The 14653-nt window shown below is 67.1% G+C and carries 15 protein-coding genes and 1 tRNA gene; 14 read left to right on the top strand and 2 right to left on the bottom strand.

The genetic code is table 11. The features are described 5' to 3' along the window. Positions 1-140: 140 nt before the first annotated feature. Complete coding sequence (gene rpsB, locus N0B51_RS12290; RefSeq protein WP_259962702.1) at positions 141-911, top strand: 30S ribosomal protein S2; 771 nt, start codon at positions 141-143, stop codon at positions 909-911. Between the two features lie 78 nt (positions 912-989). Further along, a complete protein-coding gene (gene tsf, locus N0B51_RS12285; protein WP_259962701.1) occupies positions 990-1916 on the top strand; it encodes a translation elongation factor Ts in 927 nt (308 codons plus the stop codon). 68 nt (positions 1917-1984) lie between these two features. Here the strand turns inward: tsf and N0B51_RS12280 are convergent, their stop codons facing one another. Then, positions 1985-3049 carry an MBL fold metallo-hydrolase gene (locus N0B51_RS12280; protein ID WP_259962700.1) on the bottom strand — a complete coding sequence of 355 codons (1065 nt, stop codon included), beginning with the start codon at positions 3047-3049 and terminating at the stop codon, positions 1985-1987. A 99-nt stretch (positions 3050-3148) separates the two neighbouring features. On the opposite strand from N0B51_RS12280, the gene pyrH reads away from it, so the two are divergent. The 10 genes from pyrH (at position 3149) to rpmE (ending at position 12506) form a co-directional block, all read left to right on the top strand. Then, on the top strand, positions 3149-3868 hold the full coding sequence (gene pyrH, locus N0B51_RS12275; RefSeq protein ID WP_259962699.1) for a UMP kinase: 720 nt from the start codon (positions 3149-3151) through the stop codon (positions 3866-3868). A gap of 3 nt (positions 3869-3871) precedes the next feature. Then, positions 3872-4429, top strand: a complete 558-nt coding sequence (frr, locus tag N0B51_RS12270) for a ribosome recycling factor (RefSeq protein ID WP_259962698.1) — start codon at positions 3872-3874, stop codon at positions 4427-4429. Positions 4430-4454: 25 nt separating this feature from the next. Then, positions 4455-5138, top strand: a complete 684-nt coding sequence (uppS, locus tag N0B51_RS12265) for a polyprenyl diphosphate synthase (RefSeq protein ID WP_259962697.1) — start codon at positions 4455-4457, stop codon at positions 5136-5138. Next, a complete protein-coding gene (locus tag N0B51_RS12260) occupies positions 5125-5841 on the top strand; it encodes a phosphatidate cytidylyltransferase (protein WP_259962696.1) in 717 nt (238 codons plus the stop codon). Before uppS ends, N0B51_RS12260 begins: the two co-directional genes overlap by 14 nt. Further along, positions 5841-6992 carry a 1-deoxy-D-xylulose-5-phosphate reductoisomerase gene (locus N0B51_RS12255; RefSeq protein WP_259962695.1) on the top strand — a complete coding sequence of 384 codons (1152 nt, stop codon included), beginning with the start codon at positions 5841-5843 and terminating at the stop codon, positions 6990-6992. The genes N0B51_RS12260 and N0B51_RS12255 overlap by 1 nt, the downstream gene beginning before the upstream one ends. A gap of 1 nt (position 6993) precedes the next feature. Continuing rightward, on the top strand, positions 6994-8127 hold the full coding sequence (rseP, locus tag N0B51_RS12250; RefSeq protein ID WP_259962883.1) for an RIP metalloprotease RseP: 1134 nt from the start codon (positions 6994-6996) through the stop codon (positions 8125-8127). Positions 8128-8310: 183 nt separating this feature from the next. Further along, positions 8311-11007, top strand: coding sequence for an outer membrane protein assembly factor BamA (bamA, locus tag N0B51_RS12245; RefSeq protein WP_259962693.1), 2697 nt, complete (start codon positions 8311-8313; stop codon positions 11005-11007). After that, positions 11007-11681: an OmpH family outer membrane protein gene (locus N0B51_RS12240; RefSeq protein ID WP_259962691.1), complete on the top strand. Its 675-nt coding sequence runs from the start codon at positions 11007-11009 to the stop codon at positions 11679-11681. Before bamA ends, N0B51_RS12240 begins: the two co-directional genes overlap by 1 nt. Before the next feature lie 23 nt (positions 11682-11704). Beyond that, entirely contained in the window at positions 11705-12184 is a 480-nt protein-coding gene (fabZ, locus tag N0B51_RS12235) for a 3-hydroxyacyl-ACP dehydratase FabZ (RefSeq protein WP_259962690.1), read from the top strand. A 97-nt stretch (positions 12185-12281) separates the two neighbouring features. After that, positions 12282-12506 carry a 50S ribosomal protein L31 gene (gene rpmE, locus N0B51_RS12230; protein ID WP_259962688.1) on the top strand — a complete coding sequence of 75 codons (225 nt, stop codon included), beginning with the start codon at positions 12282-12284 and terminating at the stop codon, positions 12504-12506. A 58-nt stretch (positions 12507-12564) separates the two neighbouring features. Here the strand turns inward: rpmE and N0B51_RS12225 are convergent, their stop codons facing one another. Continuing rightward, complete coding sequence (locus N0B51_RS12225) at positions 12565-13197, bottom strand: prolyl hydroxylase family protein (RefSeq protein WP_259962687.1); 633 nt, start codon at positions 13195-13197, stop codon at positions 12565-12567. Between the two features lie 179 nt (positions 13198-13376). On the opposite strand from N0B51_RS12225, the gene N0B51_RS12220 reads away from it, so the two are divergent. Beyond that, positions 13377-13453: transfer RNA gene (locus N0B51_RS12220), tRNA-His, on the top strand. A gap of 61 nt (positions 13454-13514) precedes the next feature. Further along, positions 13515-14576, top strand: coding sequence for a Glu/Leu/Phe/Val family dehydrogenase (locus N0B51_RS12215; RefSeq protein WP_259962686.1), 1062 nt, complete (start codon positions 13515-13517; stop codon positions 14574-14576). The last annotated feature ends 77 nt before the right edge of the window (positions 14577-14653 follow it).

The raw sequence follows: 14653 nt of genomic DNA, 5'->3' as shown, positions 1-14653 counted from the left end.
GCCGTTCGTTCCGAATCCTGCCGTTCCGGCGGGCCGACAGGACGGGCAAATCCACATGGAGAGCGCCACATACCGGTGCCGGCTGCGGGATCTCCGCACGGTTCCAGTTCTCCAGAGGCTCAACCGGAAAGGAATTACCTATGGCGGCCCCGACCGTCACCATGCAGCAATTGATCGAGGCCGGCGCACACTTCGGCCACCAGACCCACCGCTGGAACCCGCGGATGAAGCCGTACATCTTCGGCGCCCGCAATGGGGTTCACATCATCGATCTGTCGCAGACCGTGCCGCTGATGGCGCGTGCGCTCGACTTCATCCAGGACACCGTGCGTTCGGGCGGCAAGGTGCTGTTCGTCGGCACCAAGCGCCAGGCGCAGGAGCCGATCGCCGAGGCCGCGCGCCGGTCCGGCCAGCACTTCGTCAACCACCGCTGGCTCGGCGGGATGCTGACCAACTGGAAGACCATCTCGGGCTCGATCCGCCGGCTCAAGAGCCTCGAGGAACAGCTCTCGGGCGACACCTCGGGCCTGACCAAGAAGGAAATCCTCCAGCTCACCCGCGAGCGCGACAAGCTCGAACTGTCGCTCGGCGGCATCCGTGACATGGGCGGCATTCCCGACGTGATGTTCGTGATCGACGCGAACAAGGAAGACCTCGCGATCAAGGAAGCCGGCGTGCTCGGCATCCCGGTCGTCGCGGTGCTCGATTCGAACGTCGATCCGACCGGCATCGCCTTCCCGATCCCGGGCAACGACGACGCCGCGCGCGCCGTCCGCCTCTACTGCGACGCGGTCGCCGAAGCGGCCTCGACCGGCAAGGGCAAGGCCACGATCGATTCGGGCGAAGACGTCGGCGCGATGGCCGAGCCGCCGGCCGAAGCCGCGGCCGCCGAAGCCGCCACCGAAGCCTGATCGGCTTCCCGAGTACCTGATACCAGGCGCCGGGCCTTACCACCCGGCGCCGCACCGCTTTCAAGAAGGAATTGTACCATGGCTGCTTTCACCGCCGCCGACGTGAAGAACCTGCGCGAGAAGACCGGCGCGGGCATGATGGACGCCAAGAAGGCCCTCGAGGCTTCGAACGGCGACATCGAGGCCGCGGTCGACGCGCTGCGCGCCAAGGGTCTGGCCACCGCCGCCAAGAAGTCCAGCCGCACCGCGGCCGAGGGCCTCGTTGGCGTGGCCGTCGAAGGCACCCGCGGCGTCGCGGTCGAGGTGAACTCGGAAACCGACTTCGTCGCCAAGAACGACAAGTTCCAGGACTTCGTCCGCAAGGTGACCGAAGTCGCGCTGGCGCAGGGTTCGGACGACGTCGAGGCGCTAAAGGGCGCGGCCTATCCCGACGGGGGCACCGTTGCCGACAAGCTCACCGACAACGTCGCCACGATCGGCGAGAACCAGCAGATCCGCCGCCTCAAGCACGTCTCGGTCTCGGACGGCGTCGTGGTCCCCTACATGCACAACGCCGCCGCGCCGAACCTCGGCAAGATCGGCGTGCTCGTCGCGCTCGAATCGACCGCCGACAAGGGCGCGCTCGAGGCGCTGGGCAAGCAGCTCGCGATGCACATCGCCGCCGCGTTCCCGCAGGCGCTCGACGCCGACGGTCTCGACGCCGAAGTGATCGAGCGCGAGCGCAAGGTCGCCGCCGAGAAGGCCGCCGAAAGCGGCAAGCCGGCGGAAGTCCAGGCCAAGATGGTCGACGGTGCGATCGCCAAGTTCGCCAAGGAGAACGCGCTGCTCAGCCAGGTGTTCGTGATGGACAACAAGACCCCCATCAGCGAAGTCGTGGCGAAGGCCGGCAAGGAAGCCGGCGCGCCGATCACGCTGAAGGACTACGTCCGCTTCCAGCTCGGCGAAGGGATCGAGAAGGAAGAAACCGACTTCGCCGCCGAGGTGGCCGCAGCGGTCAAGGGCTGAACCCCCTTTCCCCGCCTGAACCGATAACGGCCGCCGGAGCGATCCGGCGGCCGTTTTCGCATCTCCGGTCAGAAGCGGTTTGACCGGTGGATCTCGCGCGAGCCGGCCGGCAGGTCGAACACCAGGCCGTCGTCGCCGACGATGATCGGACCGTCGAATCGCTCGGACGCCTCGCCGAGGAACGCAGGGTAGAAGTACGCCCGGGGAAGCGGCGGGATGAGGTGCGTCAGGACGAGCTGGCGCACCCGAGCGCGCTGCGCGCTTTCGGCAGCTTTGGCGGGCGTCGCATGATACGTCAGGATGTCGCGCGTGATCTGCGCCGTGTGGACACGTCCGGCTTTCTCGAGCGCACGGGTCAGGCTGGCGACCATGCGGGGCTGGAGCGCCTCGTGGACGAGCAGGTCCGCGCCGCTTGCGACCCGCTCGAGGGAGGCGGATTGCGCGGTGTCGCCGCTGACGACGACCGAGCGTCCCCGGTGGTCGATCCGATAGCCGACGGCGGGCGCGACGGGACGATGATCGACGGCGAACGCGGTGACGCGCAGGCCCGCGCGCTCGAAGACGACCTGGGGGCGGGCGGGCAGGGCGAACGGCTGTGCCAGCAGTGTCCCGCCGGTCGCGGGGGCGATTCGATCGCCATGGTGCGCCACCCGGTATCCGTGATCGAGGGCATAGGCCCCGTTGAAACCGGCCGCGACCGTCTCGACTCCCGGTGGGCCGATCAGCGGCAGGGGCACGCGGTCGCGCTTGCCGGTCCAGTGCAGCAGGTTCAGCGGTCCGAGGCCATCGATGTGGTCGGAATGGAAATGGGTCAGGAAAACCGCGCTCACGCGGCCGGGATCGACGCCCATGCGGGCGAGGTTCCGCGCAGCCCCTTCGCCCGCATCGACGAGGATCACCTGGTCGCCTGCCAGGACCACGGTGCAGGCCCCCGCGCGATCCGTCCCCGGCATCGGCGATCCGGTCCCGCACAGGCCCACGGTGAGTCCCGTCGCGGCGGCCAGCGGCGCAGCGGCGATGCGCTCGCCGACCGCGCGATCGTACAGCCATTCGCCGATGTCCTTCTGGAGCAGGAAGACGGCCACCACCAGCACGAGCGCAGCCGCGGCCAGCGCGATCATCCAACGGCGCATCGGTGCTTCCCCCTTCCGACAGGCTTTCCCTTTGCGCCCCTGACGGTTGCTCGCTAAGGGAGCCTCCATTCCCGCCGACCGTAAGGATTTCGCCCTCCCGTGGCTACACCGAGATACAAACGCGTCCTGCTGAAGCTCTCGGGCGAAGTGCTCATGGGTGGCCAGCAGTTCGGCATCGATCCGTCGTTCGTCATGGAACTGGCCAAAGAGGTGAAGGCCGCAAAGGACACCGGGCTCGAGGTCTGCCTCGTCATCGGCGGCGGCAACATCTTTCGCGGCATGGCGGGCGCGGCACAGGGCATGGACCGCGCGCAGGCCGACTACATGGGGATGCTCGCCACGGTGATGAACGCGCTTGCGATGCAAAGCGCGCTCGAGCAGCTCGGCGTGGCGACGCGCGTGCAGTCGGCGATCGAGATGGACAAGGTCTGCGAGCCGGTGATCCGCCGCCGCGCCGAACGCCACCTCGAAAAGGGCCGGGTGGTGATCTTCGCGGCCGGCGTCGGCGCACCCTATTTCACGACCGACAGCGGCGCGGCGCTGCGCGCGGCCGAGATGAAGTGCGACGCACTGCTCAAGGGTACCAGCGTCGACGGGGTCTACGACAGCGACCCGAAGAAAAATCCGAGTGCAAAACGTTTCGATACAGTAACCTACGACAAGGTGCTGGCCGATAATCTCAAGGTGATGGACGCGTCCGCCGTCGCGCTGTGCCGCGACAACGGCATCCCGATCGTGGTCTTCTCGATCCGCGAACAGGGCAACCTGGCGAAGGTGCTGGAGGGGCAGGGCGTCCAGACGATAGTGCAGGGAAGCTAGATCATGGCAAAGTACGACAAGGCCGACATCGAGCGGCGGATGCAGGGCGCGGTGGACTCGCTGAAAAGCGATCTGCAGGGCCTGCGCACGGGCCGGGCCAACACCAGCCTGCTCGATCCCGTCGTGTGCGAGGTCTACGGCGCGATGATGCCGCTGAACCAGGTGGCGACCGTCTCGGCGCCCGAGCCGCGGATGCTCAGCGTGCAGGTGTGGGACAAGTCGAACCTGACTGCGGTCGAAAAGGGCATCGCGCACGCCAACCTCGGCCTCAACCCGATGATCGACGGCCAGACCATCCGCCTCCCGATCCCCGACCTGACCGAGGAACGACGCAAGGAACTTGCCAAGCTCGCCGGCAAGTATGCCGAGAACGCCAAGATCGCCATTCGCAACGTCCGCCGCGACGGGATGGAAGCGCTCAAGGAAGACGAGAAGAAGAAGGACATCTCCGAGGACGACCGCAAGCGCGGCGAGGACGAGGTCCAGAAGCTGACCGACAGGTACGTCGGCCTCGCCGACGAGGCGGCGGCGGCGAAGGAGAAGGAAATCCTTTCCCAGTGACCGGGCGGTTGACCGGAGTGGCCTGATGGCGAACGCTGACGCAGTGGCTCGTCACGTCGCGATCATCATGGACGGCAACGGGCGCTGGGCGAAGGCCCGGCACCTGCCGCGCGCGGTCGGCCACCAGCGCGGGGTCGAGGCGGTGCGCAAGCTGGTCCGCGGTCTCAAGGACACCAGCGTGGAGTGCCTGACGCTGTACGCTTTCAGCACCGAGAACTGGCGCCGGCCCCAGGACGAGGTCGGTGATCTCATGAACCTCATGCGCAAGTTCGTGAAATCGGACCTGCCCGAATTCATCGCCAATGATGTGAAGCTGCACATCCTGGGCGACTGGCGAGCCCTGGCCCCCGACATTGTCGAGATGCTCGAGGATGCCCTCGCAAAAACCGCGGGCGGTTCGCGCACGCTTGCGGTCGCGCTGAACTATGGCGCGCAAGGCGAGATCGCCCGTGCGGCGGCACGCGCCGCGGCGGAGGGCGAGATCACGCCCGAGGCCATCGAGCGGCATCTCGACACCGCGCCGCTACCCCCGCTTGACCTGCTCATCCGCACGAGCGGCGAGGTACGGCTGTCGAATTTCCTGCTATGGCAGTGCGCCTATGCGGAGATGATGTTCACCGAGGTGCTGTGGCCGGACTTCACGCCCGCGCACCTGCACGATGCGCTCGACGCGTTCGCGCGCAGGGAGAGACGCTATGGCGGACGCTGACGCCGCGCCGAAGCCCAGGCAGAGCGACCTGCCGGTCCGGCTGGCGTCGGCGGTGGTCATGCTGGCGCTGGCTATCGGCGCGCTGATCGCCGGGGGCACGGTGTTTGACACGTTCGTCGTCCTTGTCAGCCTTGTTGCGTTCGCCGAGTTCGTGCTGCTCGTGGTGGGAGCGACAGCGCACGTACCGTACCGGCTGGCGGCGATCATCGCGGGCGCACTCTACTTCGGCCTGGCCGCCGCGGTGCTTGCGGGTGCCGGAGATTTCCTGATCGTGCTGGTCGTGGGCACGGTCGTGTTCACCGATACCTTTGCCTACTTCGCCGGCCGCGCGATCGGCGGCCCGAAGATCGCGCCGTCGATCAGCCCCTCGAAGACCTGGGCCGGCCTCGTCGGCGGGATGGCGGGGGCGGCGCTGTGGGTCGTGCTGTGGGTCGTGGCGATCGATGGGGGCATCGCCGGTCCGCGGTTCGAACTGGGTCTTGCCCTCTCGCCCGGCAACCTCGGCGCGGCCGCGCTGCTGGGCGCTGGCCTGGCCGTGCTCGCACAGGCGGGTGATTTTTTCGAGAGCTGGCTCAAGCGCCGGGCGGGGGTGAAGGACAGCTCGAAGCTGATCCCGGGCCACGGCGGCGTGTTCGACCGGGTCGACGGGATGCTGCCGGTGGCGATCGCCGTCGGCGCGATCGCCGCGGCGATGGCAACCTGATGCGATCGATCTCGATCCTCGGGGCGACTGGCTCGGTGGGGGCATCGACCCTCGATCTCGTGCGCCGCGATCGCGGGGCGTGGCGGGTGGTCGCGCTGACCGCGAACGGCAACGCCGACGCGCTAGCGGCACTGGCACGCGAGTTTTCCGCCGAAATCGCCGTCGTTGCGGACGAGGCGCGGCTGCCCGCACTGCGCGAGGCGCTGGGGGGGACACAGATCGAGGCGGCCGGCGGACCGGCGGCGCTGATCGACGCGGCCGCGCGCGGTGCGGACGTGACGGTGGCGGCGATCGTCGGCTGCGCCGGCCTCGCCCCCACGATGGCGGCGATCGAGCAGGGCGGCAGCATCGCGCTCGCCAACAAGGAAGCCCTCGTTTCCGCCGGCGAGGTGATGACCGCCGCGGTGGTGAAGCACGGCGCGACCCTGCTGCCCGTCGACAGCGAGCACAACGCGATTTTCCAGTGCCTTGCGGGCAACCGGATCGAGGACGTCCGCCGGATCACCCTGACCGCTAGTGGCGGGCCGTTCCGGACCTGGTCGCGCGAGCGGATCGAAACCGCCACGCCCGGGCAGGCGGTTGCGCATCCCAACTGGGACATGGGCGCCAAGATCAGCGTCGATTCGGCGACGATGATGAACAAGGGGCTCGAATTCATCGAGGCGCATCATCTCTTTCCCGTCGGGCTCGAGAAGATCGCCATCGTCGTCCATCCGCAGAGCGTCATCCACTCGATGGTCGAATATCGCGATGGATCGACGCTGGCCCAGCTTGGCCCGAGCGACATGCGGGTACCCATCGCCTCGTGCCTTGCATGGCCGCGGCGGATGGAGACGCCGATGGCGCCGCTCGACCTCGTCGCGCTCGGCAGCCTGACCTTTGAGGCGCCCGATGAAACGCGCTTCCCTGCCACCCGGCTTGCGCGCGAGGCGGCGCAGGCGGGCGGCGCTGCCCCTGCCGTGCTGAACGCGGCGAACGAATCCGCCGTCGCGGCCTTTCTGGCTGGAAAGATCGCGTTCACACGGATTGCGCTAACGGTGGAGCGGGTGCTGTCTCGCGACCTGCCGCCGCCGCCCGCCTCGCTCGACGAAGTGCTGGCGGTCGATCGCGAGGCGCGGGCCCGCGCCGAAGAATTGCTGGAGCTTGCCTGAATTGATCGAATCGCCGCCCTTCTGGTTCTACCTCGTCGGTTTCGTGCTGCTGCTCGGTCCATTGGTGACTGTCCATGAATTTGGCCACTATCTGATGGGCCGGCTGTTCGGCGTCGGGGTAGAGGCGTTTTCGGTCGGCTTCGGCAAGGAACTCGCTGGCTTTACCGACCGGCGCGGTACGCGCTGGAAGCTCTCGGCGCTGCCGCTTGGTGGCTACTGCCAGTTCAAGGGCGACATGAACCCGGCGTCGATACCCAATGCCGACGCCATCGCTGCCATGCCCGCCGATGAGCGTGACGGCAGCTTTCACCATGCCGCGCTGTGGAAGCGCGCGCTGATCGTGGCGGCCGGGCCGATCACCAATCTCGTCGTGGCGGTCGCGATCTTTGCGGCGTTCTTCATGACGATCGGCAAGCCGGTCCAGGTCGATCCGGCCGAGACGAACGTGGTCCAGCGCTTCGCGGCCGGATCGGTTGCCGAAGCGGCCGGGATGCAGGTGGGCGACCGGATCGTGGCCATCGACGGGGCGCCGGTGACCGAGTTCCGCGACATCACCGAGCGCGTGCTGATGCACCCTGGCAAGGCGGTGGTCATCGCGGTCGAGCGCGAAGGCGAACGACTGCGCGTTCCGCTCACGATCGGCAGCGCGGTCGAGACCGACCGTTTCGGCAACGAGTCGCGCGTCGGTCGCCTGGGCGTGTGGTCGAGCCCGATCCGCTATGAACCGGTCGGGCTGCTCGAATCCATCGGACTGGGCTTCAAGGAGTGCGCCGACCTGGTGCGGATGATGGTCACCGGGATCGGCCAGATCGTCACCGGCGAGCGGTCGGTCAAGGAACTCGGCGGACCGATCAAGATCGCCAAGTTCTCGGGCGAGCAGCTCAGCCTCGGCCCGATAGCCTTCGTCGGCTTCGCTGCGCTGATCTCGCTTAACTTGGCGTTCATCAACCTCTTGCCAATTCCCGCCCTCGACGGCGGGCACCTGGCTTTCTACGCGGCCGAAGCGGTCCGTCGAAAGCCGGTCGGCCCGCGCGGTCAGGAATTGGCGTTCCGTGCCGGCGTGGCCGTAATCCTCGCGCTGATGCTGTTCGTCACGGTCAACGACCTGCTGTCATTGCCCGTCTTCGGGCGATAGCGGGCTCAGTCGAGGGATCGGGCGCGCCACGGGAGTTCGCAGGGCACAAGAGGCCTTCCACCGCTTGATCGGGGACCGGGTATCGGGCAAGGGCGGCCACTCGCTCGTCCGCCCGTGCCGCAGCAGGCGACACGGAGCATACCTGAGCACATGGATTGTTTTTTGGACGGGAGTCCCACGTCGATGAAGGCACGCGATACAGCCGGTAACAAGGGCCGGCCGGGGCCAGCGAAGCTGGGCCTGTCGCTTCTGTGCGGAACGATGCTTGCGGGCATGCCTGTGGCCGCGATGGCCCAGGATGCGCCTGCGCCAGCCGCCCCTGCGGCGAACGGCGCCGCGCCCCAGGCCGACGTGATCCGCACGATCGCCGTCGCCGGGGCCGAACGCCTAGAGCCGCAGACCATCGTGTCGTACATCCGCCTGCGGACCGGCCAGGTCTATACCCAGGCCGCGGCCGACCAGGCGCTCAAGGACCTCTACGCGACCGAACTGTTCGCCAGTGCCAGCATCGTCAACAACAACGGCGACGTCGTCATCACCGTGGTCGAGAACCCGGTGATCAACCGCATCGTGCTGGAAGGCAACAAGCGGATCAAGAACGACAAGATCCTGCCCGAGATCAAGCTCGCACCGCGGCAGATCTTCACCCGCTCGAAGGTTCGTGCCGACGTTGCCCGCATCGTCGAACTCTACAAGCGGCAGGGCCGCTTCGCCGCGACGGTCGAGCCGAAGATGGTCGAGCTGTCGCAGAACCGCGTCGACGTGGTGTTCGAGATCAACGAGGGACCCAAGTCCAAGGTTCGCCAGATCAACATCATCGGCAACGAGGCGTTTTCCGACGGCGAGCTGCGCGGCGAGATGCTGACCAAGCAGGCCCGCCTGTCGAGCTTCCTGTCGTCCCGCACCAGCTACGATCCCGATCGCCTGGCATTCGACCAGCAGAAGCTGCGCCAGTTCTACCTGACCCAGGGCTATGCCGATTTCCGGGTCGTGTCGGCGGTGGCGGAGCTTACCCCCGACAAGCGCGATTTCATCATCACCTACGTCGTCGAGGAAGGCCCGCGCTACAAGTTCGGCGACGTCGAGGTTCAGAGCGAGCTGCGCGATTTTTCGAGCGATGCGCTGACCCGCAACCTCCCGATGAAGCAGGGCGACTGGTACGACGCCAAGCTGGTCGAGGACACGTCGGAACAGTTCAAGGAACTGGCCGGCACGTTCGGGTATGCCTTCGCCGAGGTCGAGCCGCGCTTCCGCCGCGACAAGGACAGCCTGACGATGAACGTCTCGTTCGTCCTGCGCGAGGCCCCGCGGGTCTACGTCGAGCGGGTCGACGTGAACGGCAACACGCTGACGCAGGACAAGGTCATCCGGCGCGAGTTCCGCCTTGTCGAGGGCGATGCGTTCAACACGCTGCAGGTCAAGCGGTCGGAAAATCGCATCAAGTCGCTCGGGTTCTTCCAGGAGAACTTCGAGATCTCGCAGAAGGAAGGCACGACTCCCGACCGCATCGCGCTCGAGGCCAACGTCGAGGAGCAGGCGACCGGCCAGCTCCAGCTTTCCGCCGGCTTCTCGTCGATCGAAAGCTTCATCCTCGCTGCCTCGATCCAGCAGCGCAACTTCCGCGGCCGCGGCCAGACCGTGGGCGCGGGCGTGAACTATTCGCGCTATTCGAAGAGCGCGAACCTGAGCTTCTCGGAGCCCTACGTCTTTGATCGCAACATCTCGGCCGGGATCGACATCTACCGGCGCGACCTCAACAGCTTCAACTACCTCAACAGCAATCGCAACACGACCTTCCAGCAGACCACCACGGGCGGCCAGCTCCGGCTGGGCGTGCCGCTGACCGAGTACACCTCGCTGATCGGCAGCTACACGCTGAACTTCGACGAGGTCACGCTCGACAAGAACCAGTTCTTCTCGAACCGTCTCGACCCGCCGAACCTGACCTGCGATCCGCTGCTGGCCGGGCGTTACCTGTGCGAGGCGGTGGGCGACCGCACGAGCTCGATCCTCGGGCTGACCTTCGCCTACGATTCGCTCGACAGCCGGCTGCGTCCCACGCGCGGTCGTTCGGCCTCGATCACCGGCGAATTCGCGGGTCTCGGCGGTTCGGTGAAATACGCCCGCCTGCGCGGCAGGGCGGCCCAGTATTTCCCGCTCGGCAAGGGCTTCATCTTCTCGCTGCAGGCCGAAGGTGGCGTGATCGAGGCGCTCAGCGGCGGCAACGTCCAGCTGACCGATCGCTTCTTCCTCGGCGAACCGCAGATCCGCGGCTTCGACATCCGCGGCGTCGGCCCGCGCGTCCTGCGCCAGCCGATCGTCCCGGATCCCGACAGCGCGGACGCGACGAACCCCGATCCGCTTGTCATCACCGATCGCAACCGGGTGTCGGATGATGCGCTGGGCGGAAAGTTCTACTATCTCGGCCGCGCCGAGCTCGAGATTCCACTTGGCAGCGGGGTCAAGGAGCTGGGTCTGCGCCCCTCGATGTTCGTCGACGTCGGCGCGTTGTGGGGCGGCCGCAGGCCGGTGCTGTCGAACAGCCCGTTCCCCGGCGGAATCGACTTCCCACAGCGCGACGCGAACGGCGATCCGCTGTTTACCCAGACCGTCATAAACCCCGACGGCAGCACCACCACCACCCTGGTCACGTCCCCGACCGCGCCTGACGGTTCGGCCAACACGGCGCTGATCAGCAACGTTCCGCCCTTCCAGGAAGTCTATCTGGGCGACAGCCCCAGCCCGCGCGTTTCGGTGGGCATCGGGGTCAACTGGAATTCACCCTTCGGTCCGTTCAGGATCGATTTTGCCCAAGTCCTGTTGAAGCAGCCCGGTGATGACACCAAGCGCTTCACGTTCAACGTAGGAACCCAATTCTGATGACCAATTTCTCGAAGAGCCTGCTCGCAGCAAGCGTCGCCTTCGCCACCCTTTCGCCGATCGCCGCGGCGCCTGCCGCCGCGCAGGTCGTCAAGGGCATCGGCGTCGTCAGCCTTCCGGCGGTGGTCGCCAATTCCAACGCCTACAAGGTCGCGCAGCAGCAGCGTCCGGTCACCTACAAGCCGCAGATCGACCAGGCCGAAGCGCGCCGTGCCGCCATTTCGGCGCAGCTCCAGCCGCTGGTCGACAAGTTCAACAAGGACCGCCAGGCCAACCCGAACAACCCGGCGCTGCAGCAGCAGGCGGCGGCGATCCAGCAGATCCAGCAGTCGGGCCAGCAGGAACTCCAGCAGCTGATCCAGCCGGTCGCGCTGAGCGAGGCCTATGTGACCGAGCAGATCGAGGACAAGCTCGACGCCGCGGTGCAGGCCGCCGCCAAGAAGAAGAACGTGCAGCTGATCCTCGATCCGACGCAGGGCGCGGTGCTGTACGCCGACGCGGCCTACAACATGACGCAGGACGTGCTTAACGAGCTCAATGCGCTGCTGCCGACCGCACAGCTCGTCCCTCCGCAGGGCTGGGTGCCGCGCCAGGTGCGCGAGCAGCAGGCGGCGCAGGCCGCTGCCCAGGGCCAGACCCCGGCGACCAACCCGCCGGCCGCCGGCGGCCGCTGATCCGCAAGCAGGGGGCAGGGCCGATGAGCGAGGACACAGCAGGCAGCCCGGATACGGGTGCGTACGACATCCTCAAGGTGCTCAAGGCCCTGCCGCACCGCTATCCGCTTCTGCTGGTCGACCGCGTCAGGTCGATCGAGCTGGGGACCCGGATCCACGCGGTGAAGGCGGTTTCCTTCAACGAGCAGTTCTTCCAGGGCCATTTTCCCGGACGCCCGATCATGCCGGGCGTGCTCCAGATCGAGGCGCTCGCGCAGGCCGCGGGCGTTCTCGGGATCGAGAGCTTCGAGCTGGCGGGATCGGGCAAGCTCGTCATCTTCATGGCGATCGAGAACGCCAAGTTCCGCGCGCCGGTGGAGCCCGGCTGTCTGCTCGACCTCGAGGTCGAGTTCACCCGCAAGTCGAGCCGGGTGTGCAAGTTCAAAGGCCGTGCGAGCGTCGAGGGCAACACGACCTGCGAGGTCGAGTTCACCGCGATGATCGCCGATCCGCCGAAGGACTGATCGCCGCTTGCCAAATCGCGTCCCCGTCGCTAGGGGCGCGCCTTTCCCACCAACAGCTGGACCGGTCGGAACCGTTCCGAGGCTACGGAGACACGCGATGAAGACCGAAGGTCACCCCGACTACCACATGATCACCGTCAAGATGACCGACGGTACCGAGTTCCAGACCCGCTCGACCTGGGGCGCCGAGGGCGACGTGCTCGCGCTCGACATCGACCCGACGAGCCACCCCGCCTGGACCGGCGGCAAGCAGCAGGTGTCCGAAGGCGGCCGCGTGGCCAAGTTCAACCAGCGCTTCGGCGGGCTCACCCTCAAGAAGTAAGCCGGTCTGCGATTGTAGTTTTCGAAAGGGCGGTCCCGCGGGGCCGCCCTTTGTCGTTTCATCCCCAAGGCTTCTCGCGATACCACTTCGTGATCACGTATTTGACGCCCTGGCGGACCTTCATGCCGTGGTGGAGCGTGTTGGGATTCGGCTGCCCGTCGGCTCGACGGTTGTTCCAGGCCAGGAGCTTGCCCGGTTCGGGGTGGATGATCTTTTTCGGCACGCCGAAGCGGGTGCCGCCGCCCGCCTCGACCGCGTTGAGGTAGATCATGAAGGTCCAGGTCCGCTGGCCGGCAATCGCGCAGTAGCGAGCGTAGTCCGCGCCCCCCGGCTCGAAGTAGTCGGTGTGCGGCTTGAATTCCTGCCCCACGGCATACCGCTGGCCCTGCACCGGTTCGCCGTGGGCCGGGTCGATCCCGTTGAGGGCCATGAGCCGTGCCTCGAGCTCGCTGACCGAGGACTCTGCCGGGTCGAGGTCGCAGGTTTCGCTGGTGCGGAAATAGTGGTCGCCGTTGGGATCGGCGATGGTTGACGGGCGCCGGTTGGCGTCGATCAGGGCGATCAGGTCTTCGCACAAGGGTGGAGGGAGGAATCCGCGCAGCTGGAACAGCTCCAGCTTGGGGAACGGCGCGCGCCGCATTCCGGGCGTTTCCATCAGGACTTGGGCCGAAGATTCGCCGGGAGCGACCATCGGGCGATGGTAGGTCAAACATGCGCGCGAAACAATCTTGCGCACCCGGCAGGACAGCGCAGTTTTCGCTTCCCAAACCGGCGGCCTTGTGCAACAGGCCCTCGCCCGCGCGGTAACCGCCTTGACGGTTCCTTTCGCGGCTATCATGGCCCCCCATCACGGCATGCCGGGGGCGTGTGGCGATCGTAGCTCAGTTGGTTAGAGCGCCGGTTTGTGGTACCGGAGGTCGGGGGTTCGAGACCCCTCGATCGCCCCATTCTCCCCATGCGTTGTCAAGCGATTCCAGCGCGATAGCCGAGCGCCATTCGGGGACTTTCATGACCGCTTTCTGGACCCACGCGGATTTCGACGACCATGAACTGGTTCAGCTGGTTCGCGACGCGAGGTCGGGCCTCACCGCGATCATCGCGCTGCACTCGACCCACCTCGGGCCCGGCGCCGGCGGCACGCGTTTCTGGCACTATGCCGAGCCTGCCGACGCGATGCGCGATGCGCTCCGCCTGAGCCGGGGGATGAGCTACAAGAACGCCATGGCCGGCCTGCCGATGGGCGGGGGCAAGGCGGTCATCCTGGCCGACCGGAACCGGGCCAAGACGCCCGAGATGCTGGCCGCGTTCGGCGATGCGGTCGAGGCCCTTGGCGGCAAGTACGTGACCGCCGAGGACGTGGGCATAAGCGAAGCCGACATGGTCGCCGTTTCGCAGCGCACTGGCTATGTTTCGGGCTTGCCCGTCGGAGAGGGTCAGGCGGGCGGCGATCCCGGGCCTTTTACCGCGATGGGCATCTACCACGGGATCAAGGCAGCGGTCGCGCACAAGCTCGGCAAGAACAGCCTTGCCGGCGTCACGATCGCCCTGCAGGGCACCGGGAGCGTCGGCGGCGGCGTCGCGCGGCTGCTCGCCAAGGACGGCGCCCGGCTGGTGGTCGCCGATGTCGACGAGGCGCGCGCCGGGGCGCTCGCCAAGGAAGTCGGCGGTGAGGCGGTCGCTCCCGAGCAGATCATGTCCGTCGCCTGCGACGTGTTCAGCCCGAACGCGCTCGGCGCGATCCTCGACGAGGGGGGCATCGCCCGGCTCGACTGCGCGATCGTTGCTGGCGGCGCGAACAACCAGCTTGCCCGCGCCGAGCATGGCAAGCTGCTGGCCGAACGCGGAATCCTCTACGCCCCTGACTATGTGATCAATGCAGGCGGCATCATCTCCGTGACGCTGGAATATCTCGCCCGCACGAACGGCGAGCCGTGCGACATCAACGAGGTGCGCAAGCGCATCGCGCACATCCCGGACCGGTTGAACGCGATCTGGGAAGAGAGCGACCGCACCGGCGTTTCGTCGGACCAGGTCGCCGACCGCATGGCGCAGAAACTGATCGGGCGTTGATGCCGCGCCGGTGAATAGCCTCACCGGCCCCTTGCCGCACTCGCCGGGGGCTGCCAAAGCGGCGACGACGGTTATCC

Origin of the sequence: Tsuneonella litorea (assembly GCF_025154015.1) — a bacterium.
In the GTDB taxonomy this organism is placed as follows: Bacteria; Pseudomonadota; Alphaproteobacteria; order Sphingomonadales; family Sphingomonadaceae; genus Tsuneonella; species Tsuneonella litorea.
This window is presented reverse-complemented; position numbering and strand designations above follow the sequence as displayed.

What these genes read in the sequence shown, in the direction of transcription:
- N0B51_RS12260 (WP_259962696.1), top strand. Translation starts at nt 5,125, where the DNA reads ATGGCGGACGCTGACGCCGCGCCGAAGCCCAGGCAGAGCGACCTGCCG.
- N0B51_RS12240 (WP_259962691.1), top strand. Translation starts at nt 11,007, where the DNA reads ATGACCAATTTCTCGAAGAGCCTGCTCGCAGCAAGCGTCGCCTTCGCC.
- frr (WP_259962698.1), top strand. Translation starts at nt 3,872, where the DNA reads ATGGCAAAGTACGACAAGGCCGACATCGAGCGGCGGATGCAGGGCGCG.
- tsf (WP_259962701.1), top strand. Translation starts at nt 990, where the DNA reads ATGGCTGCTTTCACCGCCGCCGACGTGAAGAACCTGCGCGAGAAGACC.
- fabZ (WP_259962690.1), top strand. Translation starts at nt 11,705, where the DNA reads ATGAGCGAGGACACAGCAGGCAGCCCGGATACGGGTGCGTACGACATC.
- N0B51_RS12225 (WP_259962687.1), bottom strand. Translation starts at nt 13,197, where the DNA reads ATGGTCGCTCCCGGCGAATCTTCGGCCCAAGTCCTGATGGAAACGCCC.
- N0B51_RS12215 (WP_259962686.1), top strand. Translation starts at nt 13,515, where the DNA reads ATGACCGCTTTCTGGACCCACGCGGATTTCGACGACCATGAACTGGTT.
- bamA (WP_259962693.1), top strand. Translation starts at nt 8,311, where the DNA reads ATGAAGGCACGCGATACAGCCGGTAACAAGGGCCGGCCGGGGCCAGCG.
- rpsB (WP_259962702.1), top strand. Translation starts at nt 141, where the DNA reads ATGGCGGCCCCGACCGTCACCATGCAGCAATTGATCGAGGCCGGCGCA.
- N0B51_RS12280 (WP_259962700.1), bottom strand. Translation starts at nt 3,049, where the DNA reads ATGCGCCGTTGGATGATCGCGCTGGCCGCGGCTGCGCTCGTGCTGGTG.
- rpmE (WP_259962688.1), top strand. Translation starts at nt 12,282, where the DNA reads ATGAAGACCGAAGGTCACCCCGACTACCACATGATCACCGTCAAGATG.
- uppS (WP_259962697.1), top strand. Translation starts at nt 4,455, where the DNA reads ATGGCGAACGCTGACGCAGTGGCTCGTCACGTCGCGATCATCATGGAC.
- N0B51_RS12255 (WP_259962695.1), top strand. Translation starts at nt 5,841, where the DNA reads ATGCGATCGATCTCGATCCTCGGGGCGACTGGCTCGGTGGGGGCATCG.